Origin of the sequence: Paenibacillus agricola (assembly GCF_011440305.1) — a bacterium.
Lineage (GTDB): Bacteria > Bacillota > Bacilli > Paenibacillales > NBRC-103111 > Paenibacillus_S > Paenibacillus_S agricola.
In genome coordinates, this window is record NZ_JAAOIW010000005.1 from 24,699 (window position 1) to 50,351 (window position 25,653).

33 protein-coding genes are annotated in these 25,653 nt (G+C 51.2%); 2 read left to right on the forward strand and 31 right to left on the reverse strand.

Annotated features, from left to right (window positions below; translation table 11 throughout):
• Nucleotides 1-6: 6 nt before the first annotated feature.
• From G9U52_RS14885 to G9U52_RS14990, 23 genes are all read right to left on the reverse strand, one after another.
• Entirely contained in the window at nt 7-657 is a 651-nt protein-coding gene (locus tag G9U52_RS14885; RefSeq protein ID WP_166150868.1) for a putative phage tail protein, read from the reverse strand.
• Nucleotides 658-673: 16 nt separating this feature from the next.
• Nucleotides 674-1,726, reverse strand: coding sequence for a baseplate J/gp47 family protein (locus G9U52_RS14890; protein WP_166150870.1), 1,053 nt, complete (start codon nt 1,724-1,726; stop codon nt 674-676).
• 2 nt (nt 1,727-1,728) lie between these two features.
• The gene (locus G9U52_RS14895) at nt 1,729-2,157 is read right to left on the reverse strand and encodes a DUF2634 domain-containing protein (protein ID WP_166150872.1); all 429 of its coding nucleotides are present in this window, start codon (nt 2,155-2,157) and stop codon (nt 1,729-1,731) included.
• The gene (locus G9U52_RS14900) at nt 2,157-2,483 is read right to left on the reverse strand and encodes a DUF2577 family protein (RefSeq protein WP_166150874.1); all 327 of its coding nucleotides are present in this window, start codon (nt 2,481-2,483) and stop codon (nt 2,157-2,159) included. Before G9U52_RS14900 ends, G9U52_RS14895 begins: the two co-directional genes overlap by 1 nt.
• A 4-nt stretch (nt 2,484-2,487) precedes the next feature.
• Nucleotides 2,488-3,669, reverse strand: a complete 1,182-nt coding sequence (locus G9U52_RS14905) for an XkdQ/YqbQ family protein (RefSeq protein WP_166150876.1) — start codon at nt 3,667-3,669, stop codon at nt 2,488-2,490.
• Nucleotides 3,666-4,019, reverse strand: coding sequence for a LysM peptidoglycan-binding domain-containing protein (locus tag G9U52_RS40000; RefSeq protein WP_243767352.1), 354 nt, complete (start codon nt 4,017-4,019; stop codon nt 3,666-3,668). Before G9U52_RS40000 ends, G9U52_RS14905 begins: the two co-directional genes overlap by 4 nt.
• Before the next feature lie 338 nt (nt 4,020-4,357).
• Nucleotides 4,358-6,079, reverse strand: a complete 1,722-nt coding sequence (locus G9U52_RS14915) for a tape measure protein (RefSeq protein ID WP_166150880.1) — start codon at nt 6,077-6,079, stop codon at nt 4,358-4,360.
• A gap of 149 nt (nt 6,080-6,228) precedes the next feature.
• Nucleotides 6,229-6,630: a phage tail assembly chaperone gene (locus G9U52_RS14920; protein ID WP_166150882.1), complete on the reverse strand. Its 402-nt coding sequence runs from the start codon at nt 6,628-6,630 to the stop codon at nt 6,229-6,231.
• A 92-nt stretch (nt 6,631-6,722) separates the two neighbouring features.
• Nucleotides 6,723-7,163 (reverse strand): phage tail tube protein, encoded by a 441-nt coding sequence (locus G9U52_RS14925; protein ID WP_166150884.1) that lies wholly within the window; start codon nt 7,161-7,163, stop codon nt 6,723-6,725.
• A gap of 12 nt (nt 7,164-7,175) precedes the next feature.
• On the reverse strand, nt 7,176-8,219 hold the full coding sequence (locus G9U52_RS14930) for a phage tail sheath subtilisin-like domain-containing protein (protein WP_166150886.1): 1,044 nt from the start codon (nt 8,217-8,219) through the stop codon (nt 7,176-7,178).
• Between the two features lie 17 nt (nt 8,220-8,236).
• Nucleotides 8,237-8,686, reverse strand: coding sequence for a hypothetical protein (locus G9U52_RS14935; RefSeq protein ID WP_166150888.1), 450 nt, complete (start codon nt 8,684-8,686; stop codon nt 8,237-8,239).
• On the reverse strand, nt 8,686-9,150 hold the full coding sequence (locus G9U52_RS14940) for an HK97 gp10 family phage protein (protein WP_166150890.1): 465 nt from the start codon (nt 9,148-9,150) through the stop codon (nt 8,686-8,688). The genes G9U52_RS14935 and G9U52_RS14940 overlap by 1 nt, the downstream gene beginning before the upstream one ends.
• A 2-nt stretch (nt 9,151-9,152) precedes the next feature.
• Entirely contained in the window at nt 9,153-9,485 is a 333-nt protein-coding gene (locus G9U52_RS14945) for a hypothetical protein (RefSeq protein ID WP_166150892.1), read from the reverse strand.
• Nucleotides 9,485-9,886, reverse strand: coding sequence for a hypothetical protein (locus G9U52_RS14950; RefSeq protein WP_166150894.1), 402 nt, complete (start codon nt 9,884-9,886; stop codon nt 9,485-9,487). The genes G9U52_RS14945 and G9U52_RS14950 overlap by 1 nt, the downstream gene beginning before the upstream one ends.
• A gap of 14 nt (nt 9,887-9,900) precedes the next feature.
• Entirely contained in the window at nt 9,901-10,140 is a 240-nt protein-coding gene (locus G9U52_RS39255; RefSeq protein WP_207952997.1) for a hypothetical protein, read from the reverse strand.
• 1 nt (nt 10,141) lies between these two features.
• Nucleotides 10,142-11,230 (reverse strand): SU10 major capsid protein, encoded by a 1,089-nt coding sequence (locus G9U52_RS14955; RefSeq protein ID WP_166150896.1) that lies wholly within the window; start codon nt 11,228-11,230, stop codon nt 10,142-10,144.
• Nucleotides 11,231-11,322: 92 nt separating this feature from the next.
• Nucleotides 11,323-12,039 carry a phage scaffolding protein gene (locus G9U52_RS14960; RefSeq protein ID WP_166150898.1) on the reverse strand — a complete coding sequence of 239 codons (717 nt, stop codon included), beginning with the start codon at nt 12,037-12,039 and terminating at the stop codon, nt 11,323-11,325.
• Nucleotides 12,040-12,137: 98 nt separating this feature from the next.
• Nucleotides 12,138-12,980: a phage minor capsid protein gene (locus G9U52_RS14965; RefSeq protein ID WP_166150900.1), complete on the reverse strand. Its 843-nt coding sequence runs from the start codon at nt 12,978-12,980 to the stop codon at nt 12,138-12,140.
• Nucleotides 12,980-14,545, reverse strand: coding sequence for a phage portal protein (locus G9U52_RS14970; RefSeq protein ID WP_207952998.1), 1,566 nt, complete (start codon nt 14,543-14,545; stop codon nt 12,980-12,982). The genes G9U52_RS14965 and G9U52_RS14970 overlap by 1 nt, the downstream gene beginning before the upstream one ends.
• Nucleotides 14,546-14,678: 133 nt before the next feature.
• On the reverse strand, nt 14,679-16,436 hold the full coding sequence (gene terL, locus G9U52_RS14975) for a phage terminase large subunit (protein ID WP_166151792.1): 1,758 nt from the start codon (nt 16,434-16,436) through the stop codon (nt 14,679-14,681).
• 15 nt (nt 16,437-16,451) lie between these two features.
• Nucleotides 16,452-16,733: a hypothetical protein gene (locus G9U52_RS14980; protein ID WP_166150902.1), complete on the reverse strand. Its 282-nt coding sequence runs from the start codon at nt 16,731-16,733 to the stop codon at nt 16,452-16,454.
• Nucleotides 16,730-17,179, reverse strand: coding sequence for a phBC6A51 family helix-turn-helix protein (locus tag G9U52_RS14985; protein ID WP_166150904.1), 450 nt, complete (start codon nt 17,177-17,179; stop codon nt 16,730-16,732). The genes G9U52_RS14980 and G9U52_RS14985 overlap by 4 nt, the downstream gene beginning before the upstream one ends.
• Before the next feature lie 117 nt (nt 17,180-17,296).
• Nucleotides 17,297-18,004 carry an HNH endonuclease gene (locus tag G9U52_RS14990; RefSeq protein ID WP_243767354.1) on the reverse strand — a complete coding sequence of 236 codons (708 nt, stop codon included), beginning with the start codon at nt 18,002-18,004 and terminating at the stop codon, nt 17,297-17,299.
• Nucleotides 18,005-18,242: 238 nt separating this feature from the next.
• Here G9U52_RS14990 and G9U52_RS14995 point away from each other — a divergent pair, with 238 nt between their 5' ends.
• Entirely contained in the window at nt 18,243-18,803 is a 561-nt protein-coding gene (locus G9U52_RS14995; protein WP_166150908.1) for a recombinase family protein, read from the forward strand.
• A 682-nt stretch (nt 18,804-19,485) separates the two neighbouring features.
• Here the strand turns inward: G9U52_RS14995 and G9U52_RS15000 are convergent.
• The 7 genes from G9U52_RS15000 to G9U52_RS15030 form a co-directional block, all read right to left on the reverse strand.
• Complete coding sequence (locus tag G9U52_RS15000) at nt 19,486-20,007, reverse strand: hypothetical protein (protein ID WP_166150910.1); 522 nt, start codon at nt 20,005-20,007, stop codon at nt 19,486-19,488.
• A 234-nt stretch (nt 20,008-20,241) separates the two neighbouring features.
• Nucleotides 20,242-20,793 carry a hypothetical protein gene (locus tag G9U52_RS15005; protein WP_166150912.1) on the reverse strand — a complete coding sequence of 184 codons (552 nt, stop codon included), beginning with the start codon at nt 20,791-20,793 and terminating at the stop codon, nt 20,242-20,244.
• A complete protein-coding gene (locus tag G9U52_RS15010; RefSeq protein ID WP_166150914.1) occupies nt 20,783-21,565 on the reverse strand; it encodes an HNH endonuclease in 783 nt (260 codons plus the stop codon). Before G9U52_RS15010 ends, G9U52_RS15005 begins: the two co-directional genes overlap by 11 nt.
• Nucleotides 21,562-22,296: a DNA-methyltransferase gene (locus G9U52_RS15015; protein WP_166150916.1), complete on the reverse strand. Its 735-nt coding sequence runs from the start codon at nt 22,294-22,296 to the stop codon at nt 21,562-21,564. The genes G9U52_RS15010 and G9U52_RS15015 overlap by 4 nt, the downstream gene beginning before the upstream one ends.
• Nucleotides 22,293-22,631, reverse strand: coding sequence for a sigma-70 RNA polymerase sigma factor region 4 domain-containing protein (locus G9U52_RS15020; protein ID WP_166150918.1), 339 nt, complete (start codon nt 22,629-22,631; stop codon nt 22,293-22,295). Before G9U52_RS15020 ends, G9U52_RS15015 begins: the two co-directional genes overlap by 4 nt.
• On the reverse strand, nt 22,628-23,593 hold the full coding sequence (locus G9U52_RS15025; protein WP_166150920.1) for a DNA cytosine methyltransferase: 966 nt from the start codon (nt 23,591-23,593) through the stop codon (nt 22,628-22,630). The genes G9U52_RS15020 and G9U52_RS15025 overlap by 4 nt, the downstream gene beginning before the upstream one ends.
• 30 nt (nt 23,594-23,623) lie before the next feature.
• Nucleotides 23,624-24,787 (reverse strand): HsdM family class I SAM-dependent methyltransferase, encoded by a 1,164-nt coding sequence (locus tag G9U52_RS15030; RefSeq protein ID WP_166150922.1) that lies wholly within the window; start codon nt 24,785-24,787, stop codon nt 23,624-23,626.
• Nucleotides 24,788-24,919: 132 nt separating this feature from the next.
• Here G9U52_RS15030 and G9U52_RS15035 point away from each other — a divergent pair, with 132 nt between their 5' ends.
• Nucleotides 24,920-25,252 carry a hypothetical protein gene (locus tag G9U52_RS15035; protein ID WP_166150924.1) on the forward strand — a complete coding sequence of 111 codons (333 nt, stop codon included), beginning with the start codon at nt 24,920-24,922 and terminating at the stop codon, nt 25,250-25,252.
• Between the two features lie 5 nt (nt 25,253-25,257).
• Here the strand turns inward: G9U52_RS15035 and G9U52_RS15040 are convergent, their stop codons facing one another.
• A complete protein-coding gene (locus G9U52_RS15040) occupies nt 25,258-25,641 on the reverse strand; it encodes a nucleoside/nucleotide kinase family protein (protein ID WP_243767355.1) in 384 nt (127 codons plus the stop codon).
• Nucleotides 25,642-25,653 lie beyond the last annotated feature (12 nt).

Below are 25,653 nucleotides of genomic sequence, written 5' to 3' on the forward strand. Positions count from 1 at the left end.
CTCTCGTTATAAACTAACCGCCTGTATTTCGTCCCACCGATACACGCCGATCTCGCTCCACGTCATTGACGCATCGTCCAATTCCGCCCAAGGAAGCGAGAATAACGGCTGTAGTCCGTCCCACGTATAACCGCCGAGTGTATTAAACGTCATTCCACGCGCCTCAATATCCGCCCAACTCACGTAAGTAAATCCGAATATGACGCGTAAATGAGCCGGTATAATCTCCTTGATTGCGCGCTTCACGTCCGCTAGATTCGCCGGTACGCCGCGCTCATCGATAAAACGGACGAGCACGGTACCGCGCGTATTCTGCTCGATGATTTCAACCGTACCGTTGACGAACGATTCCGCTACATTCCGGAGTGATTCCGCCGTAACCGTTCCTTGTCCGCGTAGCAACGATTTGATAACACCGCGCCGCTGCCCAATCGGCTTCGATTCGTCCGTGACGATGCCTAATACGCGCTCCCAATACGTAAGCCCCCACGTTGCTGTATCGATGGAGAACTGCGCTAAAACACCGTAGATGTCCGCGTTCAAAGCGGCGACTTCCGTACTTTCGCGGTCGAGTAGGTTCTTAACAGCCGCCGAGTCCGCGTAATACAACGGCAAATAACCGCCCATGTCTGCGCGGATGATTTCGTATGTTCTCATTGCGTTATACCCCCGATCATGTAACGGTTCCGGCGATTGCTACGCTTCCAGCCGCTATCACTACGTTGACCGCCCCACCATTCACGGTTAGTCCGCTATAATCATCGACCGCCGCCGTATTTAAGACTACGTTAGCGATCTGCGTATAACGGACGGTCGCATCGGTGAAAGCCAGCGTTTTGAGATACGCGGTAAGCCCCGCTAGTATCTGCGCGCGCGCCTGCGTTAGTGTATAACCGGCCGCCAGCGTGAACGTTCCAGTTACGTTAATCGCGAATTCCGTTGCGGCTACGATAGAAACCGTTGCGCCTATCGGGCGGACCGTTTCGATATAAGCGGCGACTTCCGCAACCTTGCCGCTAACCGGTGCGCGTTTATCCGTATCGAGCAGCGCGACTTTAACGGTTAGAAGTCCGTTCCATAACGGAAATACTTTCGCGTCGGATATCCCCGCGATTTCCAGCGCCCATTGCCGGTACTGATTCGCGTTTCCGGACGTAGCAGGCTTGCGGGCTCGTTCGAAATAGCGCGCTGTTAAATCAGCGTCGGATTCCGTATCGGCGCCTCCGTTAAACGTTGCCGCGTTCGTAACGGAAACGATACCGACTAACGGACCGGCTACGAGGTTAATCGCGCCTATGGTTACGTTGCCGGCTGCGCTTCCTACGAGAGCCTCCGCTGTTACCGTGACGGTTCCGGACGCAGTCGTACCTGCCGCCGTTGTGACGAAGTAGACATTACCCGTCGATACCTGCGTACCTATCGGAATGACTGTCCCGTTTGGTCCCGTAAACGTAACGGAGCCGACTGCCTTGACCGCTGCCTTCCGTGTTAAACCGAGTTCGCCCGCACGCAGATCCAAGTACGCGCCATATGCGCCGGTTCCGTCCGCGTTTACGAATCCCCACCGTAGCGCATTATCGAGTTCTGCGTAAGCTTGCGCGAGTTCCATCGCGGCTGGCGAGAGTAGATCGAACGTCGGCGATCCTTGCCGCTGATCAAGCGTAGGGTCGGACGCTGCGAGCATCCGCGCCAATATCGCCGTCTTCGTTTCATCTTCATATGCCATCGTTAAATTACCACCTCCTGCGTAAATGTACCGTTAGTTACCGAATCGACCGTAAATGATACGTACAGCGCGTCAGCTTCCGTACCGGTTCCGCGCCTAATAACAAAATTGCGAACGTCCAGGATGCGGTCGTCGTAGATTAACGCTTCCTTTAATACGCGCGGTATCTCCGCCTGCAGTAACGCGGTCGATACGTCTTGTCCGATTAAGTCGTCGATTTCACATCCGTACTGCGACGTATAAATGAGGAAACGGAATCGCGCGGTATAAATCGCCTTTGCGATAAACTGGCGTAGAGCGTCGATCCCATCAACCGTAGAGAGTCCGAGTTCGCCCGTGTTAAAATCGAAGCTGTACGTTTTCGACGGTCGCGTAACGCGCGTTACTTTGACAGCGCGCGCTGACGCCGGCTTAAGCGGACTTAGCGCCATTAGATCATCACCGCCTTTTCGATTACGAAATACGTCTGGCCTTCGTTCATTGACGATACGATTACGCGGTCACCTACGATAAGTGGGCTCTTTACGAGCATTTCCGTCTCAACTCCGCCAGCGATCGTTACCGTCCGAGTGTGATCCGTAAGTGATTCCGCGAATACTAAATCGTAAGCATCGAGATTTTCCGTCATTCCGTCGACTTTAATTAGCGTAGGTATGAGTGAAATCACCGTAGCAAATTCGAGCTTGTCGAACTCGTTAAATCCGCGCTTCTTGATTACGTTAGCCAACTTTTGATAACCGCTACCTTCCGAAGCCATTACGTCACTCTCCTAACCTTGCGAGCGCAGCCGCATATGTAGCGTCATCGGCTCCGCTTTTCTTCTTCTTAGTCGACGCCGCTTTCTCTTTCTTCGCGTCTTCTAAGTCTTCGTATTTCATCGTTGGTAGCGATTCGTCTCCGGATATCTTCAGCGACATTCGATGGACACCGTTTGACCACGTATGGCTGTCCGTAATAACGTAGAAACCGCCGACAATTCCCGTAAGCGATTCGATTACGTATACTGCGGAGCCTGACGTGACTTCAACGTTGCCTAAAACCTCGACGCTCGCTTCGTCCTTAATGACCGCCATCTCCGCGAGTAATTCGGCCGCAAGTTGGTTGACGCTTGATTGCGTAGACTCCGCGCCCGCTTGATCCGGATGTTGCATAAGCCCGAAACGCGCAACTAATGCGTCATCTTTCGCGGAAGCAAATAACGGCTTCTTCTCCGATTTCGGCGTAGCAGTCGGCGCAGACGAAAGCATATCTAGCGCTTCCGGCGGAAGGTTAGCGGACACTGCCGTTTTAGGCTTCGCGTCTTCATTGGCGCTAACCTTGATTGAGTTGCGCATATCTTCGATCGACTGACCGTAACTGGCTCCGAGTATGTTAACGCCGTCTTCGAGGATGTAATCGACGATTTTCTCGCCACGCTCCGTAAGATATAGCGCGCCCTCTTTCGCGGAAACTAAAAAACGCCTCCCCGTCTGCCTTCGCGTCTCGGTTAGCGCCGTTGTGATCATATCCCATAACGTTTTATTCTTGAAAAGTAACCGTGGAATGACGTACCCAGTGTCCACTATGTCGCCGATTTCCACTTCGAAGGATGCGCATAAATCACGGATGATATCGGACGCCTTCTTCGCGGTAAACTTGCGCGTCCCATCCGAGTTCTTTACGAGATATACGTTCTCATCATGCGCCGTCAGCGACATATCGCCTTTTTCGTTAATGGAATGCGTGAATATAATACCGCGGAATAATTCGATATCATCCGAATACAGGCGCAATTCACCACCGAGCTCGATATCAACCGCTCTCGTAACGCCATCAAGCGTATTCCTAAGAGTAACGTCGAGGCTGCGGTAGCCCTGCGTAATTTCGCCGGACCATGTAACGCCGGTTACGATTGGGTCGAGATATACATCATTCGCGTAAACAACGCTAATTACCGATGTCATCGCGGAATCACCAACGTCTGCCCCGGCTTTATGGCGTTAGGATTCGCGCCGATGAGCGCTTTATTAGCGTCGTAAATCTCGCGCCAACGGTCGCCATCGCCATAAACGGAAGATCGCGCCGCAATCTTAAATAACGAATCATTCGTAATAACGACGTAATCGCCCACCTTTTCGGAATCATCCGTACGCGCCGTTTCTGACGTAAGCTCCACGGAATCGACCGCGGTTTCAATCGTACGAATACGTTTAAACTCGACGAATACGTACTCCTTCAGTGCTAAATCGTAATAGACGTCGCCTACCGCGTCAGCTTCTTCGTAGTACGAAAACGACCGTATTGTAACGGGCATACTCATAATCTCCGTGAAACTTTCGTCGTAAATCTGACCGGACAACGCGAACCGTATCGGACTTCCGCTATTTAGCCACCGCTCGATCGTCTGAACGATTTCCCACGGAGGAGCGAAGCCGGCATATTCGCAATACGACGCATCATAACCGCGTGGAAAGAACGACGAGAACGATATCTCCCGCAATTTAGCGTTGCCGATTATCGTATATTCGCCGAGTTGCGTAACGTCGACGTCCTCGTAACCGCGCGAAGACGATACGCTGATGCGTTCGGGATTGACCGGAAGCTGAAGCGACTCGGCTCCGTTATTATATGAAAGAACGAACTTTAACGTGGTCATTGCGGCGCTCCCCTCCGGTCAATTTCGTCCGCTATCTTAGCGGCAATTGCGTCGATATCCAACTCGCTACGCACATTAAACGTATTGCCAGTTATCATGATACCGCCGCTATTACTTCCGCCATTCCGCTGCTTATCCGCTTCCGCCTTCGTAAGTACCATCTCGTCACGGTGCGCGAGTATCGGATAATTATCGATTGGGACGCGAGAAAGACCGCCGGAACGTTTGGTAGGCGTAGGCGCTGGGTTAGCTTTTTGGTAATCGTAAAGCTCCTTACCTACGAGTCGGCGACCGCTGGCGTCCACGTTACCGCTGGTATCAAAGTTTTTCGCAATGTTATCGGCGATGTTAGAGACGCCAGGCATGAAGCCCTGTTCGGAAAATACCTTAACATCGTTTGATACCCCATTGTAGGCTTCTTTCGCTGAGTCGATTATTGGAGTTGCTACTCCCGACCCAACTGCTACGGCTGCTGCAAACTTAACTGCGGGCGGTCCTGGCGTGGCTATATACGTAAGTAAAGCGGCCATTTCCGGGTTTGCGGCTGCGAACGTTTTTAGCCCTGATAACATACCCGATCCGATACTCGTTCCCAAGTTGACTCCAATCGCGGTTAGCTTTCCGGAAGACGCCGCTAATGCATCACTAACGTATGTTATGAGAGCTTCTGTACCGCTTGCAATCTGCTTATTACCGCCGCCTTCGTACCAAGCATCAAATATTTTCTTGAAATCCTCGATGATATAATCGACTTTGCCGGATATTGTCGGTATCTTTTGAAAATCAGGATTATCGAAGTATCGCGTTTTTAGCGTTTTAAACGAATATTCCAGTTCGTTTAATATCGCGTCTGCGCCCTTACCTGCTACGCGTTGAATAGTGGTACCCCACTCTTCGATTTTCCCCTTATTATCGTCAATCCACGTTACCAAACGGTCGAACCGCGGCTTTAGCGCGCCAGCAATTGCGTCTCCGTATTTAACGAGGATCTTACTGTCAAACGTATCCTTCATCGTCGACCATAGGCCTTGTAGCGTCTTCGACTGCTTCGCCATCATTTCGGGAAACTTTTTATTCATTCCGTCGATTAAAACTTGAATCGCCTTGTCCGCTGGTATAAGCCCTTTTTCCGACATCTTCATAACCTGCGCTGTTGAAATGCCCATCTTATCCGCGAGCATTTGCCACGCTGGAATACCGGCTTCCGTGAGCTGCATCATTTCATCGCCGCTTACTTTCGCCTTTGCTTTCATTTGTCCGAGCGCCAACGTTATCCGGTCGATCCCGTCACCGCCGAGTCCAAGTCCGGAAGCTGCGTTACCCACGCCGGTTAGCATTGGAATAACCGCTTCAGCATCGAATCCGAACGCAAGTAGTTTCTTGGATGCGTCGCGAACTTGCGGTAATTCGAACGGTGTCTTATTCGCGAAGTCCGATAAGTCCGCTAGAAACTTCTTCGATTTGTCGGCGGAACCTAACATCGTATCAAACGCGATTCCGGCCTGTTCCGCGTCTGACGATAACTTCAACGCTGATTTCGTTAAATCGAACGCGCTAAATGCCGCCGCAGCTACGCCGATGCCTGCGGATAAACCCGTTACGGCTGCGCCCACAGATGCTATTTTCATCGCGAGTCCGCCCATTTGGGACATCGATTTACCGATTTGACCGCTCATATTATCAATCACTCTGAGCCTAGCAACAAGGTCAAACGCCATACGTTACCCCCTTTCCGTTTCAAGTCGCGCCAGCATACTCGCGTACATAAAGCGCCTTGATCCGGTTGGCGCGTTATAAACCTCGTGCGGCATCCGTCCTGTACGCAGGAATATCTCGGAAACTATGTACGCCTCCGGATTCCTGCGTATTAGTTTTTTATTTCGTCGATTGCGTCCTCATCGTCGTCGAATCCGGATAGTTTCCAGCCTTCCGCGATTAACTTCGCTACCTCACCGGGTAATAGTGCTTTCTGAACGCAGTCAACGGAGTTACTTACACCGTACTTTTCGTGGAGCGCCTTATTTGTAAAGTCCGGCGCGACCGCGAGCTTCGTAATCAAAATAGCGTGCAGTTTAGTGTTATCCGTAACTGCTTCGCGCTTACTACCTTTTCCGATATAGTGCGTAGCCTGTTCGCGCGCCTTATTAAGCGAGTCCGTATCTAGCGCCTTGATTCGGAAATTAGCGCCTAATCGCGAAATGTATACGTCTTTCTCAACGTTCGTGGATGCGCCTAATAGCGCCTGTAGTGGATCAATTACGTTGCTCATATATAAAAACCTCCGTTTAGTTGAGTTTATTGGCGAATTTAAAACGGAGCCTAACGCGTTACTTTGCGTCATTCTCCGTCTGATTGCGTTATTTATTCGGTAATGAAATCGAGATATTCGAAATCATCGAAGACAAACGGCCATTCCGTTTCCACAATCGCACCGTTTTCGAATTTCATGATATCGATTTTCGTAAACTGCACGCCTTTTATCCGAATACGCTCGGCTCCGTACGCTTCTGGATCGTTGAGTTTCAGAATCAACTCGGTAACGAACGCACCTTTACGGTCGTCTAAGACCTGCGAAACCTTCCGCGCGAGTTCGGACGTTACCTTGTAGCCCGTAATCGTACCGGACATCTTAATCGGGCCGAGCTTGTTGCCGGTCTTACGTGTGCCTGCGCGTTTAACTTCGAGATACGAAATATCGACCATAGCTTCCGCCTGATTAAAATTCGTCAGCCAGATACCGTCGCTCCATACTTCGCCGAAGGAGCCGTTAATTGTACGCGTTGAATCCATTGGTACCGCCATATTTCCGCCTCCTTATACGTTAATTGTCAAGAATATACGTTCCATCGAATCGACCTCGACGTAGCTAATCGCGAGGAACACGGAATCGCCGGTTGACGCATGCTGCGGATCGAGGATAACCGCCGGTCCCGTTAGGACGTTCGCACGCTCCAACGTTTCCAGATACGCCTTAACCGCGCTAATCAAAGCCGCCTGTCCGTCCGCGTTATTATCGATTTTGCCGATATAAGAGTCCGCTGCCGTCTTCGTAATGTCCGTTGAAATCGCCTGGCGTGCGCGAATCGAACGGATTTTCGTCTTAGCCGTCGTGAGCCCCTGTACGATTTTCACCTTTTCGCCGTCATGAATCGAAACGAGCGAACCCGCCGCCAACGCCGTATCCACTTCCGCGTTAGTGAACCGCTTATTCACGTCATCCGCCGGTAATCGGCTGTACGTAATCGAACGGTTGATTGCCGTTCCTGCGATAAGTCCCGCCCAGTAAGGCGCATATTGAGCGCTCGAATACGTCGTAGCGCCAACCTTCGTACCAACCGTCGCGTTAACGATGTAATCGTCGTTCTCCAAGATTGACCGCGTATTACCGGTTGCTGGAACGGCATCGGACGCAGCATCCCCGCCGAATACGCACATGAAGTGCTTGCCTGCCGCTCGATTCGCGATTACCCACGTTTTAATTGCGGCAAATTGCGTTACGTTAAATTCGCCGTCGAGTACGAAAACGTTGAACGGTCGCGTATCGAAGGCTGTGCGCATCGCCGTATAAGCCGCGGCATCGGGCGTTGAAGGCAGCGTGTAAACGAGGACTTCTTTAGCACCGCCCTGTAACGCGAATAAAATCGATTGGATATTCGCAGCACCGAACGTATCGGACGCTTCCTTTTCCGTTGTGACCGTGTAAAACGTTGAAGCCGTCGCGCCGGTATACGTTAGCAATGGAATTGCGACCGTGCCGCGTGCTCCACCGTTGATCCGCGCTGCCGCCGCCGTTACGTAATTAATGTAGAGTCCGGGCGAAGTCGGGAGCGCCGTTGGGTCCCATGAACCGTTTGCCATATTGCGTCATCTCCTCGTTATGGTATCGTTATATATCGCGTATAAACCTGCGCAATCTTGTCGTACACTTGCTGCGTTCGTGCCTGCCGGACTTCCGTCGATAGAACGCCGATAATCGCATGAACATCGTTGTCCGTTTTGAACGGTGCTGACATGGAGAATTGGTCGACGCGAATATAACGCAAAGAGCCGCTAATCGGAATTAGCAGCGTTTGGTATAGCGCGGATGATACCGCGTCCATCTTCGCTAACACATCGGCGGCACTCGTACCGAAGTAGACGAGTTGGTAATCGCGACTATTTCGGAAGTGGTGTGCAGTTTCAGACTCCGTTGAGCCGTTTTGGAAACGGATGACGAACGTACCCGCCACCGGTTGTAACGGAACCGTCTGCTTAACGGTTACAACCGACGGGAATAGCGCTTTGACGAACGCCTCAACGGAGCCTAACTCGTTAACTAGCGTCATCAAAAACCCCTCCGTTTCGCTTCCGCCTTCATTTCCGCCTCGATCATCTTCGCCCACTTAGCGCCGTTATCCGCGAGAGGCTTATCGAGGTATTTCGGAATCGTGCCGGGCGTCGTCGGGCTCTTAAACGATGTCCGCGGGAACCGATCGTGGATGTACGTCGCGTAATCGAACCGCTTGCGGCCCTTTTTCGATACCGCAGATGACGTGATTACACCGCCGAGTTTACTTCCGGACTGCTCCGTATTCGTATCGATGCCGCGCCGTAACGCACCGAATTCCAACGGTGCTAAATCGACCGATTCGCGTTTCCATTCGTCCAACACGTCCGCCGTTCCGTTGCGTGCGCCTTGTTCTAACGCATCCTCTAAGCGCCGCGTATAGTTGCGCGAGAACACGCCAAAAAGCCGCTGCGTAAGCGAGCGACTGCGTGATATATCGATTTCTATTCGGTTGCTCGCCATTATTACACGAACACCTCCGTTACTATCGCTTTGCCGGACAGCATACGTTTAATCTCGATTTTTAGCGGCTTTCTCGCGACTGTCACGTCTAATTCGTTCGTATACGTTATTACGTCGTCATACGATACGTCCGCTAATTTATCGAGGATTATCCGCAGCGTTGCGACCGCTTCTTCGGCCGTCTTGTTGCCTTCGGACTGCGTAGCTACTACCTTCGTTGTCTCCGTAACACGCGCCTTGAGCGTAAAGGGAACGCCGGGAGCCGGTTCGCCCCACTCGTCAATACCGTTAGCCGGCGTAATTTGAATCGTCTGCTTCAACGGGATTATCGCCATTACATCACGCTCCAGCCGACGTTACGTTTGGATAACGGAATGCCACCGTTTTCTGCGCTAATCAAGTCGAGCGCCGATTGCGGAATGAGCTTCGCTAAGTCAGCGCCTGGTCCGCGTACGAGATCGTCCTTAAACGAAAACGACGCCGTTCCGGTTAACGCGAAGTTAGTTACGCCTTCTTGCGCGAGTTTATTCGTATCATTAAAAACCGTAGCCAGCACGTTGCTGAATTCGTATACCGCCGTATCGGGTATCGTATATTTCGGATATTTGACGGATAGCGTGCGTCCTGCGACGTTTAACATCCGTTGTTTACTCGCGGCGTCAGCATCCATCCAATCTCCGATTACGATACAATTTAACGCGATATAGGCGTCAGCGTCCGTTATTGATACCGCCATCTAAACACCTCCGTTTATTTACCGGAGGTTTGGGCGCTCGCACCCTTTCGCGGTGCTGCAGGCGTTTTAGGCGCAATCGCTACGGCTTCCTCCGGTTGTACTTCGTCAATTACTCGCGTGGCGTCGGTCATTGCGTCGAGTATCGCAATCTCAGCGGGAACGTCCGTAGAAAAGACGCCACCGCGAAACTGCCGGTAAGCGCCTCCTACGAAGAAGCCGATCTCTTTATAGCGTGCCGATTCGTAACGCGCCATCTTACGACAAGCCTTTCAAGCGACCGTGCGCTTTCTCTTGGCGCAATTCCAACGTGTACTCGCCGACAACCATACCGGAATCATAGTCACCCTTAACGCCTAGGTACGTATGGGAAAAGTCGCGAGTAATCAACGGTCGGATAGCTAGACGGTTAGCGTCAACTAGCAACAGTTCGTCAGCAGCTAAGTTTTGGTTTAAAACCAGCTCAAACTCGCCGAAATCCGTAACCAAATGGTCGACTTTCACTCCACGTTTATTCTCGGCTTGTGTGATTTGAACCTTATTCGCATCCAACGCGGAAAGCGCAATCTTCTGTTTCGCACCGACCATAATCTTATACATACCGCCTGTAGCGAAACCGCCTGCGTCATAGATACGTTGAGCCAGCGTGTTAACTGCAGAAAGCGTTAGTGGCCCGGCTACGTTAGTAACGTTCGTAGCGATCCATTGGCGAATGCCTTTCATCTGGCGGACTTGACCGAACTCGTAAGAGATACCGTTAATCAGCGCCTTTTCGAGTTGCAACGCAAGCATCAACTGTACTTTTTGCTTCTCGTATTCGTACAAATCACTGATACCGTATTGCGTAACCGCCTTAGCAGTACCGGAGATGTCGATAGTGTCATCGAAAATCTGCGTCAGGTTGGACTTCTTAACGCGCGCTTTATAACGAGCCGCCCTTGCGTCCGCACCTTCCGTACCTTCTACGAATAGCACCTCGATCTTTGCAACGTCGGCAATCGCAGCAGCCGTAGTAGAAGCGTAACCACGCGTAACAGTCAGCGTCTTCGTGCCGGTATTTACCGCGGAAACGTATAGTAACTCGTCCGCTACTTTAACAACGTGACCTACACGGAAAGGTTCGACATCTACGACAATTACGGAAGTACCGCCAACTAGAACAGCGCCATTAACCGTAGACTCATCTCCGATCATTTCGTCCTCGAACCATTGGTGCTCCGTTTGTGTAACGGCTTCCGAAAAGCCCAGCGCGTTCAATAGTGGCGTTTGATGCGGATTAAGTAGTAGGATTTCGTCAGTTACGGATTCTTTAACACCGATTAGAGATGCATCATAGATTTTAGTCATTTATTATTTCCCCCTGTTTGTTTGCTACGGTCTTTCGGCGTATGCCTATTTCCGCGCAATAAAATAAGCCGCCGAGTTAACGGGGCTTTTGCTTACTTTTTCAATTCCGCTTTCAACGTTGCATAAGCTACGCGATCCTCTGTCCGTCCACTCTTACGTGCTAGCGCTGCAGCCTCCGAAAGTAACTGCTCCTTCGTTTTGGATCCGTCGTCCTTGTGATTCGTAGGCTCACCGATAACAACCGGCTTCTTCGGTGCCTCCGCTAGAAACGGTTTCGCCTTAACTAGCGCGTCAACAACGTCCGTCACGCCGGTAACGTTACCTTCGTCGTCTACGGTGATTCCCGCTTTGTCCGCGATTGTAAACGCATCGTCTAACGCATCCGCCCGAATGCCGGCTTCTTTCGCCGCTAAACGAAACTCAGCGCGAATCAGACGTTTATCCGCAGCTTCTAGTTTGGCTTTCGCGTTAACGTCGGCTTCGTCCGCCTTCTTTAGCGCTTCGTCCTTCTCCGCCTGCAGCCGTTCCGTTTCCGTTAATGCCGCCTTTGCGCGCTCGTCGTCCGCCAACTTTAAGCGATCGCGTTCCGCTTTCAAATCGTCATAGTCCGCAAACTTTTTCGCAGCGCGTCCTTTTTCGCGACCAATCAACGCGTCGAGATCCGCTTGCGTCATCGTTACCGTGCGCTTGCCTGCGTCGTCCGCGCCTTCATTGCCGTTATCCCCGTTGTTATCTCCGCCTTCTCCACCGCCCCCGTTACCGTCAGCTTCGAATAATGGCGTATATAGTTCGTTTAGGAATCGTCTCATTGCGTTAAACCTCCACCGGTTAGAGCCCGTCGGCTATCGTATAAATGCCGTTGCAGTTTAACGTCATGAACGTTCGGACAAATGCAAATAAGCCGCTATTAGGCGGTCAGTGTTTCTGGTCTTCGTATCGGACTAATTACGTGTCGGCAGTTCGGATGAAATATGTCCCTACGCGGCAACGCGCTCAATAGCGGATAATCGCCAGGCGCTTCGGCTACGAATTTAATAACGCGCCCTTCCCACTTGGAACACGCATCCTTCGCGCCATGCTTCGATATGACTCCGTAATAAACATCGCGTCCGAGTGCTTCGTTAATCGTAGCTTCGTTATGGACGTTCATTAGTTTCGTACGCGTAAGCATGTCGACGTACGTTTCAACGCGCCATTTACGACCGGCTGCGTCGATGATTGCGTTATCCGCCGCTGCTCCTAAGTCCGCCCGAATCCGCGCTACTGTATCGGCGCTTATCGTCTGGCTACCGTTAATCCCCTTCGCCATGTTAGCGCGCATTGATTCCGCTACGGCTTTACGGAGAGCTGCGCGTGTACGGCGGTCGATATTCGCTGTGACCGCTAAAACGTCCGCCTGCGTATCCGCTACAGCCGCCGCGACTACGTTCTGATTCATCCGGTTAAGCGTTGCGATTCCGGCTGCTTGCGTACGGTCCTTCGCGATACCGAGCGATATTAGTGTCCGTATGATGCCGTCCGTAGCCGCCTTCGGTATAAGCCGCGCTATCCACTCGAAAGCGCGCTGCGTTAACGTTTTGAGCACGTTCGATACTTGCGCGAGCGCCGAGCCCGCCGTCTTACGCGATAACGAGGATACGTCAAGCAGCGCCATCTCCGCCTGGATATCCGTTACGGCAACGCGATAAGCCTTCGTTAATTCGTCGATATCGTATTCGTACGTCGGTCGCGGGATATTAGGCGGTTTCATTACGCGCCACCTCCGCTGTTAAATATCGAAGCGTCGACCGTTCCGTTAACGCGCTCCTCGTCCGCATCGATACGCGAGATAATAGCGTCCGCTTTCGTGCCGTCTACGTCATCGAGCGCCTTGATTGCGTCTTTAACGGACCACGTCGCTTTGCCTCCGGTACGAATCTGCGCGACTTCCGCCATCTCTTTATCATCGTGTGGGATGCCGTCTTTCCACTGAATCGACGGGTATTGCGGCACGTACGGAACGAAGCCGTCAACGCCTTTATTTGCATATACTTCGAGCTCCTGCGCCGTCCAAATTGCGTCACGTATAGCGCGGTCGAAGTAGTTACGGATACGTTTAACCTTCGATAGGATCGGCATGAAACGCGCCTTAATTGCGCCGCTGTCCGTATGGGACGTACCGGTTCCGCCTTTATCGGAGGCGAGCGTCGTACCGAATAACCACTGCGGCGTTTCCGACATTTGGTACACGATGCCGAGTAACATATCGAGTTGCTTAAACGCCCCGTCTAACTGCGAATTCCACGTCATATAACCGGGCGCTACGTCCGCCTTGTCGACGGGGATATACTTTCCGCCGAAACGCACGCCTCCGCTTTCGTCCGTAGGTAAATCCGGTCCATACGCTGTCGGATCGCTATGCTTCCATAGGATATAGTCGATTTGTACCATACGGTCGTTAATCGCAGCTAATACGGATTCTAGTTTCTCGATTCCGGAGATGCCTTCCCATCCGTCGTCAACCGTTTTGTACGGCGCATGATGTACAAGGATTCGCGGTACGCCCGTTTCGATAACGTCCTCGACACGCCCCGTCGCTACCTTTTCCGCGATGTAATACGTGGATATTGGCGTACCAAAACGATTGTCAACGCCGCGCTCCGTCATCCGGTAACGCTCGTATAAGATAAAGCCCGGCACATGCCGCTCAACAACGAGGTGCGGTACTTCCGTATAGCGTTCATCCGGCTTCATCGCGTATTTTTCGAGGCCCTCGACGTCATTCGTAAGAACCCATTCGATCCAAGCGATATTAACCGCCTTGAAACGTTTGTTAGAGCCGCGCGACAATTCCGGAAATACGAGCGCCGCGTCAACCGCTTCGATAATCGGTTCCGGTTTCGCTTCAACGTCTGCGCCCGCCGGTACTTCGCTCACGTCGATCCGCGGAGCATAGTACGATTTAAACCACGAGTCGCCCCGTATGCCCGCGCCTACTACGGATTCGTGGATTAGCGTATTCAAATCGTTATCTTCCGCGATACGGTTAATTGCGCCCTGCTCCGCGCTTCCGTCCGGCATACCGGATTCATATACGGGAAATTCTCCGACGATGAGATCCGCCGGCTTCGTTAATAGGACGTCGATCAAGTTGACTCCGATATATAAGCTGCGTAATTGCGCTTCGTGCGGCGTTCCCTTCAGTAAATCCGATGCGCGCTCGAACACTTCCGCAGGTTTGCCGTCGAATATCGCACGACCACGAGTATACTTCGATAAACGTTCGATCGCGTTATGCGGCGGATAAATAGCGCCTACTTCGAAAAGCTTGCTCAATATAGCGCCTCCTTTCTTACGTTAATTTAGCGTGATATTAGCGCGTTACAGCGTTAGACGACCGAATAGTCACAGAACGTATGAAAACGCCTAATAACGCGTTGAGATTGCGTTAAATGACGTGTTAGATACGTTATAACCACGACGGCTTATTCCGCAGCACCTTTTTCGCCTTCGCTACGTTTTCGACCGCGAGCTGAAGTGCGTCGATACTGTCCACGTAATCTCCGTGAGGATATTGCGACATCTGATCGATGAGCATCGTATGTGAACGGTTAAAAACCAACGTTTTATTATGACAATACGGCTCAAGCGACTCCATCCGTTCTTCCTTGCCGGATTTATGCGACTTGATATCGTTAAGCCGCGTTCGATTTGTGCCGCCTTTTTTACGGAGGGCTTCCTGTAACTGTCGATAGAATTCGTGTTGCGCGTTAATTGTCTCGACGGAAAAAACGTTGTGACGCCACTCCGCGATTTTACCGACGATTAAATCGATATATACATGCGGCTGCTCTTTTGACGCGTATTCGTCCAATACGAAGATGTGACCGGTCTTTTCGTAGCGTCCAACGGTCAACACGGCGTTATAGCACGACCGCGCGTTCTTGCCTAGTGCAATATCCCATGCGCCACTTATTGTGAGGTCTTTTACAGGAATCCGCATATCTTCGTATTGTATATACTTTTCGCCTTGCGAATAAAATAGGCGATAGTATCCGAAATTCTCCGGAAAGAAAAACTGCTCATCTTCGCTAAACGCTAAATTCCGGAACTCCGAGTTATATGCGCGCGTTCCCATGTTAAACTTTTCGTGCATGAGCGCTCTATACGTCCAACGCCACGGCCATGCAAGTTTAATGCCGGCTTCTAGCGCATCCTTATTCGCTTCGTAGAACGCATCGGCTTCCGCCAGGTCATCGGTGCGTCCGTATATTTCGAGATACTCGTCCCACAATTTCGGATTATCCGGTTCAGAAACTAGCGCTCCATGAAACGATGATTTAAAGTCCTTCCGCTTCAGTACGTGATTCAAAAGCCCCGTAGCGCTGACCATCGTACCGACGAGTATAATCGCGGTCGCCTTCGTTCCGATCGGAACGACTACGGAGTTAAACCAATGTACAAGCTTCTCCCGCGCTTCCTTCGTTCCTTCGTTATTCGTAGACGACGGGTCATCGACGATAACTAAATCCGGTCGGCGGCTACCGTGACGCTTACCGCGGAGTTGTTTACCGGACGATGACGCCTCAACTAGCGCGTTACTCGCAGTTATATACGATTCTTCATTATCGCGTTCATTCTGCGTGTTCTTTTCGTTAAGCAACGGACCGAAATCCGCGCGTAACTTTTCGTTGAACTTTAGCTGCTTGTTTACCCATCCGATTAGCTTCTTAGCGAGTCCGTCCGTCTCCGAAATAACGAGCACGTACTTCCGCTTACGATACGCGATTTGGTGCAACGGAAACGCATTCGAAAACATACCGGATTTACTATGTCCCCGCGCAGCCGCGATCGCGAGCCTGGCGTTACGTTCCGTATGATCTACGTAATCACATAAATCGAAAAACTCGCGGTGTATCGGCGCGATATCTTCGAGCCCATCATGTTGCGTACCGTCTTCCCCGTGTCGAATAACGTTGTCCTCGTTATCTTCGTTCGCGCCATCTGACGCGTATTCATACGTGAAGTATGCGACATCCACTTCCGCGCGATGAATCCGTTTAAGCCGCTTTAATTCCGCCATATCTGCGCGTAAAGTATCTACGTGGTACTCAGCGGCTTTTCCTGCGTCATATAGCGTCTTTAACTTGCGTGCCCGTTCCGTTACGAGTGCGATGCGTTCAGCCCGCGCAGGTCGGTCGAGCCAAGTTTCGTTGACATACGCGATGCGAACGCACCTCCTTCATCTCAGTTTTATTAATTTAGCGCGGACGGCGCTTGGTAGTACGCAATTACTGTACCATTCGTCAAAAGTTATGTTTCCGTAACCTTCTCGTTCCTTAATCGCGTCGATGATTAGCGTCGGCCGTCTTCCTCGGTGGTTAACTCCGCACATTTGACTCCCCTTCGCGTAAGCAACTAAGCGAAAATTAGGCGTCGTGAGCAGCTCGAATACGCCATTTATCTCGCGCTGCGTACTCAGGTCATCTACGAGAACAACGATAAACTCGGCTGTCTCGCTCATTCGCTATCATCCGCTAACAATTCGTCGATCTCCGCTAGTTCATTCGCGATGTCAGCGTTACTACCGGACGAGCCGGCTTCCTTCGTTTCGACGATCTGCCGCTCCGTAATGAGACCGTGCCGCTTGAAAAAGAGATCGATACCCTTTATTGAAGGCTGCGCACCACTAATCGTTTTCATGAGCTGGCGGTAGACGAACGCACGCTCGGCGGATAAGAAATCGTCCGCGAGTAGATTAACGTACTCGATAAACGGTGCTTTTTGCGTACGCCATTCGTATAAAGACTGCCGCGTGACCCCGATTTCAGCCGCGATTTCTTCGTATGACTTGCGGCCGTCTTCTTCCGGTACAAATTCGCGTTGAACGCATAATAGAGCCGCCCTTATCTGGCGACCGTCGAGCTTCGCTTCGAGCGCCTTTTTCTTAGCGTTAGTTCCGTTAGACATAACGTATCCCCTTCCGTTTAATTGACGTGAAATAAGCGTGTTTATTCGTTAGACGAGCGTTTATACCTACGAGGCTACAAAACGCCTAATTTGCGGTCGAGATTACGTTAAAATTACCTAACCGGACAATAGCGCCATAAGCCGCTCGCGTTCGCGATTGAATGACGCTTCAAATTCGTGCGACTGCGTTAAGATCGCGTCTATTTCCGTAGCGGAACGATGTGAACGCTCAACCATGCCGGAAATGACCGCCAGGTAACGTTCCTCCGTGAATGATTCCGTTATCGCGTAGAAGTGGCGTAATGATTGACCGCTTTTCGACGTATTACAACTGATACAAACTTTAATGAGATTCCAGCGGCTATTATGACCGCCTTGCGACATCGGTACGATATGATCGATGTGAATAGCGCGTTTAGCCGTCGGATCGCAAACTTTACCGCAATAAGCGCATGTATTCGGCGTTTCATATATGTCGAGAGCGTCTTCCTTCGTTAAATCCGAGAAGACTCCGGCTTTCTTCGCTAGATACTGCGACGTCGATAGGAACGTAAGCTGCGGGTTAGCTTCGCGGTCGGAGCGCGTCCTGAGACGGTGTTTTTCGCGGTCAGTGTCCGTTTGATTCGCGCGACGATTACGTCCATATTCGGATAGATACGCCCGGTTATTTGAGTTGCGACACTTGTTGCACGTTTTATGATGTGCGGAGAAGTTAACCTCCGGAGATTTTCCGTGACATGACCGACATTCCCGCTCAGTAACCGTCAACCTATCGCCTCCCGAGTTAGAAAAATGATACGCTAATTCTGGACAGCAGTCGCGCATGAATCGGACGGGGGCGTTGGGGGTATCGCTTCACCGCGTTAACGTAAGTAGGCATCGTCGATATTACATCCGTTCATGTGCGTTCCATAAACCATCGTATACGGAACGTTGTGAAACCGTGCGCTGTACCACGCTTTGCCGCGTCTATACCGTACCAATACCCGTTACATATTCATAATTGCGTAAACGTACGTGTTTATGATACGATAGCATCAATAAGATAACGGAGGCGATACGTATGAAGATCGGGTATGCACGCGTTAGTACGGCGGATCAATCGTTAGACTTACAGCTCGACGCACTACAGGCTGCCGGCTGTGAACGTATATTCACGGAGAAGGCAAGCGGCGCTAAGGACGACCGTATCGAACTAATGCGCGCTATGGACACGTTACGTCCTGGCGATGTATTCGCAGTCTATAAGCTTGACCGTTTAGCGCGATCGACGATTAAATTGATATCAACGATTAGCGATATACAAAAGCACGGCGCTGAATTCGTTAGCCTCAACGATAACATCGATACGACTACGGCAGCCGGTAAAGCCATGTTCGGCATGCTGGCGGTGTTCGCCGAGTTCGAGCGTAATGTAATCGTTGAACGTACTAACGCTGGCTTAGCCGCATCAAGAGCGCGTGGACGCAACGGTGGACGCCCTAAGACGGACGCTAAGAAGGTAACGCAGGCTCTTCGGATGTATGACGCTAAAGCGGCTACCGTCGCTGAGATAACGGAAACGACCGGAGTCACAAAAGCAACGTTATATCGCGCGATAAAGGAACGGGCGGCTGCGAAATAAGCCGTCTTTTTACGTACCCCTTGAGTCCAGCGCGCTCGTCCGGTCAGAGACGCTCAGCCGTAGTACATACGGACTCACACGTAGCCCGTACGTACGCATACGATAGGCACTCATACGTAGCCCCCTACGTTATGTACCGATATCACCGTAAGAAATCGTAGCCCCCTACGTTATGTACCGCTAAACGCGTTCCTTCTAATATATACGCGCATAGACGTATGGTTTAGGGACTACGTTACATGAGCGTTTGTTAACGTTAGGGTGCAGATGCTATTACGTAGGTTCACGCTGGATGTGGACATCCTACGGGAACATAAGGGATAAGAGCCCTCTTGTCCGGGAATAGCGTCCGTCCAATTCACCTGTTCCGGCGCTGCCGTCACAGACTATTTATTAATCCGCGTAATAATTAAGCGGTTAGTGAATACGCGATAAAGGTTATACGTGTTACACAAAGGGCCGCCGTTGCCCGCTTGTGTTCGTCAAGGCTCGCTCTTAGCCGAAGACGATTATAGCGCTACCCGACGTTAACTCTCGCTCCAATATCGTAATTATCCGTTCTTTCTAGGGATAAGAAGAGAGAAACGCTAGAAACCGCGCCACTACGCCATTCTTGACGTTTCTAATGTAACGCTACCGTTACATTAACGTACCGCTAGCGTTACATTAGAATGCTCCGTTACTACTCGTCATCAAGCGCTGATTGTTCAAACATGCGTATAGCCGACTGTAATCCGCTAGTATCTCCGCGGTAAATAAAGTTCGGATTCATCATGTAATACTTCGCTTTCCCGACGGTCGTATAGCCGAGCAGCTTCTTATTCGGTGAGCACAACGATTCCAATACGCGCCCAGCACGCGCTCGACTCCACCCCATTAATTCCGCGATACGGTTAACGTTAAAAAAGAACGCTGATTCGTCTTTCGCGTATTGGTCGTAGTCTAAGTATATGAGCAGCGAGAATAACAACGATTTCTCATCGTCACTTAACGATCGCTTCCGGACTAGTTCGCGTGTGCTGCCGTGGAATACCATCGTAAACTCGGCGGACTTCGAAAACTTACGCGCTTTATATGGACGGACCGTTTCGCCTGGCTTAACGTCGATCGCGACTTTAACTGTATCGTCCGTCCCATTGCGGAAATGACCGCTATTTACCTCATCTATAATTTCGCCTGTTTGCGTATCGATTACGTTACTCATTTAACCGTCCCCTTTTCGTATATGTATCGTTGTTCCCCCGTTAAAAAGCGAATCGAACGGAACAAAGGCGTAGGGATCGCCTCTTTCGCGTGGCCGCGCTAGTTCCGTTTAAGACAACGCAAAAAAGACGCCCGCTGATGATGGCGTCCTGCTGCGTTTGAGTTAACCCTTAAGGGCTTCTACCTCCGTAGCCACATTTGTTAACGGAATATACGGTGTAGCCGAAATAATTTGTCAAATAGCGCAGTATTCGGTGCTATCCGCCATCATACGCGCCCTCTCGCTTATTCCAGCGCATTCCGTAAATGGCTCCGGCAACTCCCCGCCTGTAACGTGTAAGTTATACGAGATTAGCGCTCCGACGCTTGTATCGCGCCTGTACCGAGCGTTTCGTCTACGGTTCTTTACTATCGCTAGTTTATCGACGAATCTATTCTCCTTCGCCGTACGACGTCGTTTTTCCGGCTTTGCGCGATTAGTTCCCTCGCTGTCATATGTGTCCGCTAGAGACAGTGAATATTCGCGTTCGTATCGGCGTTCGAACTGCCTTTCGCTTAAGAATGGATACTCGGTTATAGATATCTTGTTCTTCGCGGTGTCGGTTAGCTCCTCATTCAAAATGGCGTCAGCAAGGCGCTCTAGTTCAGCATAGACAGGCGCTTGTCCATTAGTAACCGTGTATTCCTCGATGAGTTCTTGCACAGCCAAGATACGCTCATCGCGATCCTCTATAAGATTAGAAATAAAAGAGTCCACTTTGGCAGAAAACCGCTGTCTAAAGTTCATAATAGTGGCCTCCCATCCATTCGTTTAATTGTATTCGCGTATTATGACCTTTTCCGTAAATGGAATGAAATTCACTATGGCAACTTTTACATAAAGTTATCCCGTTGTGTTCGTCATATCGCAGGTCTAGAGCTGTGTTATAAGACTCGATATGATGAGCCTGCATCCCCTTCGGTCCGCGCTTACCACACTTCTGACACGTAAACTTATCGCGCTTACGCACACATAAGGACCACTCCGCATGCTCTATTCCGCGAAATAAAGCGTATGGATGCGGCGGCGTTATTGGGTAAGCTGCGCGAAAAGTGTCCTCCCCCATTTGATCGCGCAAATTATAAGCAACCACAGGCTGGCTACGGTTAATTCCGTGATACCTCTCGCTTTCGATGTCAATTTCGGACTGCAGCCGCAACTCCGGCGTATCGTAGAATAAAGTATCAACGCTGCATCCCGTAACCTCGCTAACGTACTCTAGCGGCACCTCACGCTTTCTACGAGACACAAACTGGAAATCGCCCAAAATAGGGCGATCTTCATGCGCGACTTTATACGGGTCGGGGTCCGTCAATTCCTCGTATAACAACGCGTCCGCCAGGCGTTCTAATTGCGCGGAATCAGGCGCTTTGCCGATGTCCCGTACGTAGGCGTCTATTAACGCCGAAACCGCTAATACGCGGTCAGAACGCGGTGTAATGACGGCGGATACTAACGAGCTGACCGCGACCATGAACGCTAGTTTATAATCCGTTTCTATATCGAATGAATACGTCATATGGCGTTCACCTCCGTTGTTGGTATCGAGTCCAGGCGCTTGTTCGCCGTTGTTATGTGGTCCGCATCGAGTTCGAACGATATGAAATCGCGCCCCGTTTTCGCTGCAGCTACGCAATCCGTACCGGAACCGCAGAACGGCGTTAGAATTACGTCACCGACGGCGGATGATTTGCGTATAAGGAATTCGATAAGCCCCTCCGGCTTTTCGTGGCTATGACGGAGTTTGTTCGGCGATATGCGGTCAAACTGCAGTATGTCGGCATGGCGCGTTCTTCCGTCAACTTCGTTTAATAACCGCCGACCCTTTTGCGCGAATAGGATATTTTCGTACTGACCGGCATAGGCTCCGAATAAATCGCCCATCGACCAGTTATTCTTCATCCAAATAAGCGAATTCTTAACGGTAAATTGGCGCTCTAATAGCGGCTGTTGCTCCGTTACCTTGTCCCATCGCGTAAACCAGTATATATGAGCGTTCGGCTTCAATACGCGGTATATTTCATCGATAACGACCGCAAGGAAGCCCGCGTTATCTATTCCGTCGTTTGCGATGCCGCCCGTCGTCTTAAGCATAGAAGATTTACGGTAATTACTATGGAAGTTAATACCATATGGTGGATCGACTATCGCTAAGTCAACGGTTTCACTCGGAATCATCCGCATTCCCTCGATGCAGTCGCGCTGATATATCCGGTTTAATTCGATATCGCCGAGTAGCTTTTTCGTCAATTCGCGACCTCCTTCGTTGTTGACTTCGTTACAGCTACGTGTTCCCACCGTTTAAATACCGCCGCTATCCGTTGCGCCGCGACCTCAATATGCGCTGATACGTTCTTCTGCGATATCCCCATAATGCGCGCCGCTGCCGTTTGGTCGACGCCGACGCCGTACACCCACGCTATCGATTCCGCTTGGCGATCCGTAAGACCGGCGCTATCAATCGCGGTATGCAAGTCGATAATCGTAGCGCTGGCGTCCGTATCGTGACCGCGGGCTTCGGCGATTTCGTGGCGTGCGGACAATAGCGCTTTAACTGCGCGTGAATCGGTGATTTGATACGTCATATAGCGGACACCTCCGTTTTATTTTCGTTCAACTGTTCCGCTAATGCTGCGCCTAAAACGTAAGCGACTCGCGATGCTACGCCGTTTCCAACGATGCGGTACTGCGCTGATATCGGGATTTCCGACGGAAGCGCGTACGAATCCGGCACGCTTTGAATCCGCAAACATTCACGGACGGTAAACCTGCGGTCGCCTGCCGTTCCGTTTCTCACGTCGTCCATATCGAAGGAACCGTCGCCAGGATGGATTGACGCGTCCCTTGCGCTAGTCAAAACGGTAAATGCCGGCTTATCCCACGCTACAATGCGGTTTCTCGATAAATACTGCGATGAGTAGCGACCGTCTTGCGGATTTCGTTCATCGGCGTTAGGAGCCGGCAAATCTCCGATAACATCGCGTAAGGTCTGCGTACGGTGATCCGCTGCGATTGTTTCCGGGAACTTAAACGTAAACCCGCGATCCTTCCGTATGCCCACGATGAGCACGCGTTCTCGCCGCTGAGCTACGCCGTAATCCCATGCGTTAACAATTCGATAAGAAACGTTATAGTAACGGGAGAGTCTGCGTATAAATCTATCGAATACTTTCGCAAACTTTTTCGATAACATACCCTTAACGTTTTCAATCCAAAAAGACGGCGGCCGCTTAACGCTTAGAATCGCGATTGACCGGAGCATATGTTTACCGCGTTTATCGCCGAGTCCTGCGCGCTTGCCCGCGACTGACCACGTTTGGCACGGCGGAGATAAAATGTACGTATCAGCGTCCGGTATTTCGGCGGCTTTCATCATCGCTATATCGCGTTGAACGATGCAACTGCCGTGGTTGTGGCGATATGCCGCTAATGCGTTTTTATCCCATTCGTAGGCCGCTAACATACGATAGCCTGCCGCCTTAACCCCGATGGATTGAAGCCCGCCGCCAGCGTAAAACTCTACCGCTGTCAATCCGTTCGGTGACAACTGTGGAGTAACGTTATACTTTCGGATTTCTTAACGCCTCCCTTCGTTATATTGCGTCACAATCAGGTCTTGCCAATCGAAGTCGAACGAAGATTCTCCGTTTATTTCTTCACCGCGTCCGAGCGTTAACACGTTCCAATACGCGTAAAGACCGGCTTTAACACGCCAATCTTCGTGCGGAGGTACTTTAACGTTGAGCGCGTGGCTGGCACCATTAACCGGCGCTATCGGATCGCAATTTTCGCGGACCAACGTATCCGTGAACGCTTCGAGTATTTCGTCAAGTTGCGTCAATCCGTCGCCGTATTTATCCGTACTTTTGCCGTCCTTATCGTAGCCAATGTCCGTAATCGCAACGTGGAAGACAGGCGGCTGCCCTTCGTACCAAACCGTGTCTGCCGCACTTTCATCCATCTGTTCAACGATATCGACCGGAAAGCGACCGTTACCACGCTGTCCGTATTTAACGTAGACCTTCCGCGCGTTCGGCGTTACCTTCCGCAGAATATGGATGTCCGTTGATATCGTTGTTCCTACGTGCGCGAACGTTGTACCCGGCAACTCTACGCTCGCCACGTGCCAGCACGTTTCACGGATTAAATCGCGGACTTTAGCGGCTTGGCTGTTATATCCGATGCCTTTCGGAAGCACGAACGCAATGTAACCGCCCGGCTTAGTCGCTTTAATCGCGAGCTCGATAAACGCTGATTCAGACTTTCCTTTCGCGCGTCCCTTAGCGGTCGTTAACGTAGCGAAACCGTCAGGCAGCTCGTCCGCAGCGATATCGATCGGAACGCCATACGGAGGGTTTCCGATAACGTATTCGTAGTAATCGCGTCGGTCGTGGAGAAACGCATCGCCTAGGATTACGTTAGCTGCCGGATACAATAATGACGCTACCTTTGCGGAAGTCTCATCAAGTTCGAGCGCGGTAACCTCGCCATCCTCCGGCAAGTGTTCAAGGAACACACCGCTGCCACACGAAGGCTCTAGAAAGCGCGCTCCTTCCGCAAATGAACCGCCGGATAGACCGCGTAACGCTTCTACGATGAATCGCGCTACGTGTGTCGGAGTAAAGAACGCGCCCCCACTGTATGCGTTCGGAATCAAACCGCCTGCCGACGTATAGTTTGCGCGGAGAAACTCAACGTCCTCCTCCGTTATGTCTGCGCGATCCTTACCGATGATCGCCATTGAGCGTACGTTTCCGTCCCATCGTTTACGATCGGCTTTACCGATACTGACCGCCTACTTTCCGTTTGAATTTTCGCTACAAATGCGTTATACTTTCGTTATATGAACGTTAATTGAACGGAGCTGACCACGTTGAACGAAAAACGCTTTAATATCGAAGCTATTCCGGTCCTCACGCTATTCGTAGCGACCGATAAGCAGATGCGCCTACGTTTATCCGCGGACATCGTCGATTTATACGAATTGAAGGAAGGCGGACGCGTCACGCTCGGCTACGATTCCGGTGCGCAAGCTATCGCGATTAAACGGGCGGCGACCGCCAATGACCCGACGGCTGCTACGATTGATAAACGAGGCTACGTATCGGCGCGTCCGTTCTTCCACCGTACGCGGGTAGCAGCGGAAAGCCGGCGCTACGTGTTCGCAAGCGAGCAGGACGGATGGCTCGTATTCGTGGCGGAGTAATAGCGTTACCTATTCGCTACTAGTCCGTCCATAATCTCGTCAACCTGCGCATATAACTCCGCCAGCGACCCATCATTCGTTACCTCGTAATCAACCGCGAACCCGTCCGTATGGCTTTCCGTATCGTGCGTTAAATCGTTAAGCGTGAAAGTATCCGCCGACTCGACTGCGCGGTTGATACGGACGCCATCCATTGCTTTAACGCGGATGATTACGTATCCTTCAGCGCGACAACGTTCATACTCGTTAGGCTGGCGGAGGTCGCTGATAACGGTGCGAAACGGTTTGTCCGTAAATTCTAACGCTAGATCGCGGTCGTGTGCGTACGAAGCCATTCGGATTTTACCGAAGCATTTGCGGACCCATACGTCCGGATCGCGTTCGCGCATCGCTTGGCCGAA

Bases quoted from the DNA above. Each gene is read 5' to 3' on its own strand.
- G9U52_RS14885 (WP_166150868.1), bottom strand. From the start codon at position 657: ATGAGAACATACGAAATCATCCGCGCAGACATGGGCGGTTATTTGCCG.
- G9U52_RS14890 (WP_166150870.1), bottom strand. From the start codon at position 1,726: ATGGCATATGAAGATGAAACGAAGACGGCGATATTGGCGCGGATGCTC.
- G9U52_RS14895 (WP_166150872.1), bottom strand. From the start codon at position 2,157: ATGGCGCTAAGTCCGCTTAAGCCGGCGTCAGCGCGCGCTGTCAAAGTA.
- G9U52_RS14900 (WP_166150874.1), bottom strand. From the start codon at position 2,483: ATGGCTTCGGAAGGTAGCGGTTATCAAAAGTTGGCTAACGTAATCAAG.
- G9U52_RS14905 (WP_166150876.1), bottom strand. From the start codon at position 3,669: ATGACATCGGTAATTAGCGTTGTTTACGCGAATGATGTATATCTCGAC.
- G9U52_RS40000 (WP_243767352.1), bottom strand. From the start codon at position 4,019: ATGCCCGTTACAATACGGTCGTTTTCGTACTACGAAGAAGCTGACGCG.
- G9U52_RS14915 (WP_166150880.1), bottom strand. From the start codon at position 6,079: ATGGCGTTTGACCTTGTTGCTAGGCTCAGAGTGATTGATAATATGAGC.
- G9U52_RS14920 (WP_166150882.1), bottom strand. From the start codon at position 6,630: ATGAGCAACGTAATTGATCCACTACAGGCGCTATTAGGCGCATCCACG.
- G9U52_RS14925 (WP_166150884.1), bottom strand. From the start codon at position 7,163: ATGGCGGTACCAATGGATTCAACGCGTACAATTAACGGCTCCTTCGGC.
- G9U52_RS14930 (WP_166150886.1), bottom strand. From the start codon at position 8,219: ATGGCAAACGGTTCATGGGACCCAACGGCGCTCCCGACTTCGCCCGGA.
- G9U52_RS14935 (WP_166150888.1), bottom strand. From the start codon at position 8,686: ATGACGCTAGTTAACGAGTTAGGCTCCGTTGAGGCGTTCGTCAAAGCG.
- G9U52_RS14940 (WP_166150890.1), bottom strand. From the start codon at position 9,150: ATGGCGAGCAACCGAATAGAAATCGATATATCACGCAGTCGCTCGCTT.
- G9U52_RS14945 (WP_166150892.1), bottom strand. From the start codon at position 9,485: ATGGCGATAATCCCGTTGAAGCAGACGATTCAAATTACGCCGGCTAAC.
- G9U52_RS14950 (WP_166150894.1), bottom strand. From the start codon at position 9,886: ATGGCGGTATCAATAACGGACGCTGACGCCTATATCGCGTTAAATTGT.
- G9U52_RS39255 (WP_207952997.1), bottom strand. From the start codon at position 10,140: ATGGCGCGTTACGAATCGGCACGCTATAAAGAGATCGGCTTCTTCGTA.
- G9U52_RS14955 (WP_166150896.1), bottom strand. From the start codon at position 11,230: ATGACTAAAATCTATGATGCATCTCTAATCGGTGTTAAAGAATCCGTA.
- G9U52_RS14960 (WP_166150898.1), bottom strand. From the start codon at position 12,039: ATGAGACGATTCCTAAACGAACTATATACGCCATTATTCGAAGCTGAC.
- G9U52_RS14965 (WP_166150900.1), bottom strand. From the start codon at position 12,980: ATGAAACCGCCTAATATCCCGCGACCGACGTACGAATACGATATCGAC.
- G9U52_RS14980 (WP_166150902.1), bottom strand. From the start codon at position 16,733: ATGAGCGAGACAGCCGAGTTTATCGTTGTTCTCGTAGATGACCTGAGT.
- G9U52_RS14985 (WP_166150904.1), bottom strand. From the start codon at position 17,179: ATGTCTAACGGAACTAACGCTAAGAAAAAGGCGCTCGAAGCGAAGCTC.
- G9U52_RS14990 (WP_243767354.1), bottom strand. From the start codon at position 18,004: ATGCGCGACTGCTGTCCAGAATTAGCGTATCATTTTTCTAACTCGGGA.
- G9U52_RS14995 (WP_166150908.1), top strand. From the start codon at position 18,243: ATGAAGATCGGGTATGCACGCGTTAGTACGGCGGATCAATCGTTAGAC.
- G9U52_RS15000 (WP_166150910.1), bottom strand. From the start codon at position 20,007: ATGAGTAACGTAATCGATACGCAAACAGGCGAAATTATAGATGAGGTA.
- G9U52_RS15005 (WP_166150912.1), bottom strand. From the start codon at position 20,793: ATGAACTTTAGACAGCGGTTTTCTGCCAAAGTGGACTCTTTTATTTCT.
- G9U52_RS15010 (WP_166150914.1), bottom strand. From the start codon at position 21,565: ATGACGTATTCATTCGATATAGAAACGGATTATAAACTAGCGTTCATG.
- G9U52_RS15020 (WP_166150918.1), bottom strand. From the start codon at position 22,631: ATGACGTATCAAATCACCGATTCACGCGCAGTTAAAGCGCTATTGTCC.
- G9U52_RS15030 (WP_166150922.1), bottom strand. From the start codon at position 24,787: ATGGCGATCATCGGTAAGGATCGCGCAGACATAACGGAGGAGGACGTT.
- G9U52_RS15040 (WP_243767355.1), bottom strand. From the start codon at position 25,641: ATGCGCGAACGCGATCCGGACGTATGGGTCCGCAAATGCTTCGGTAAA.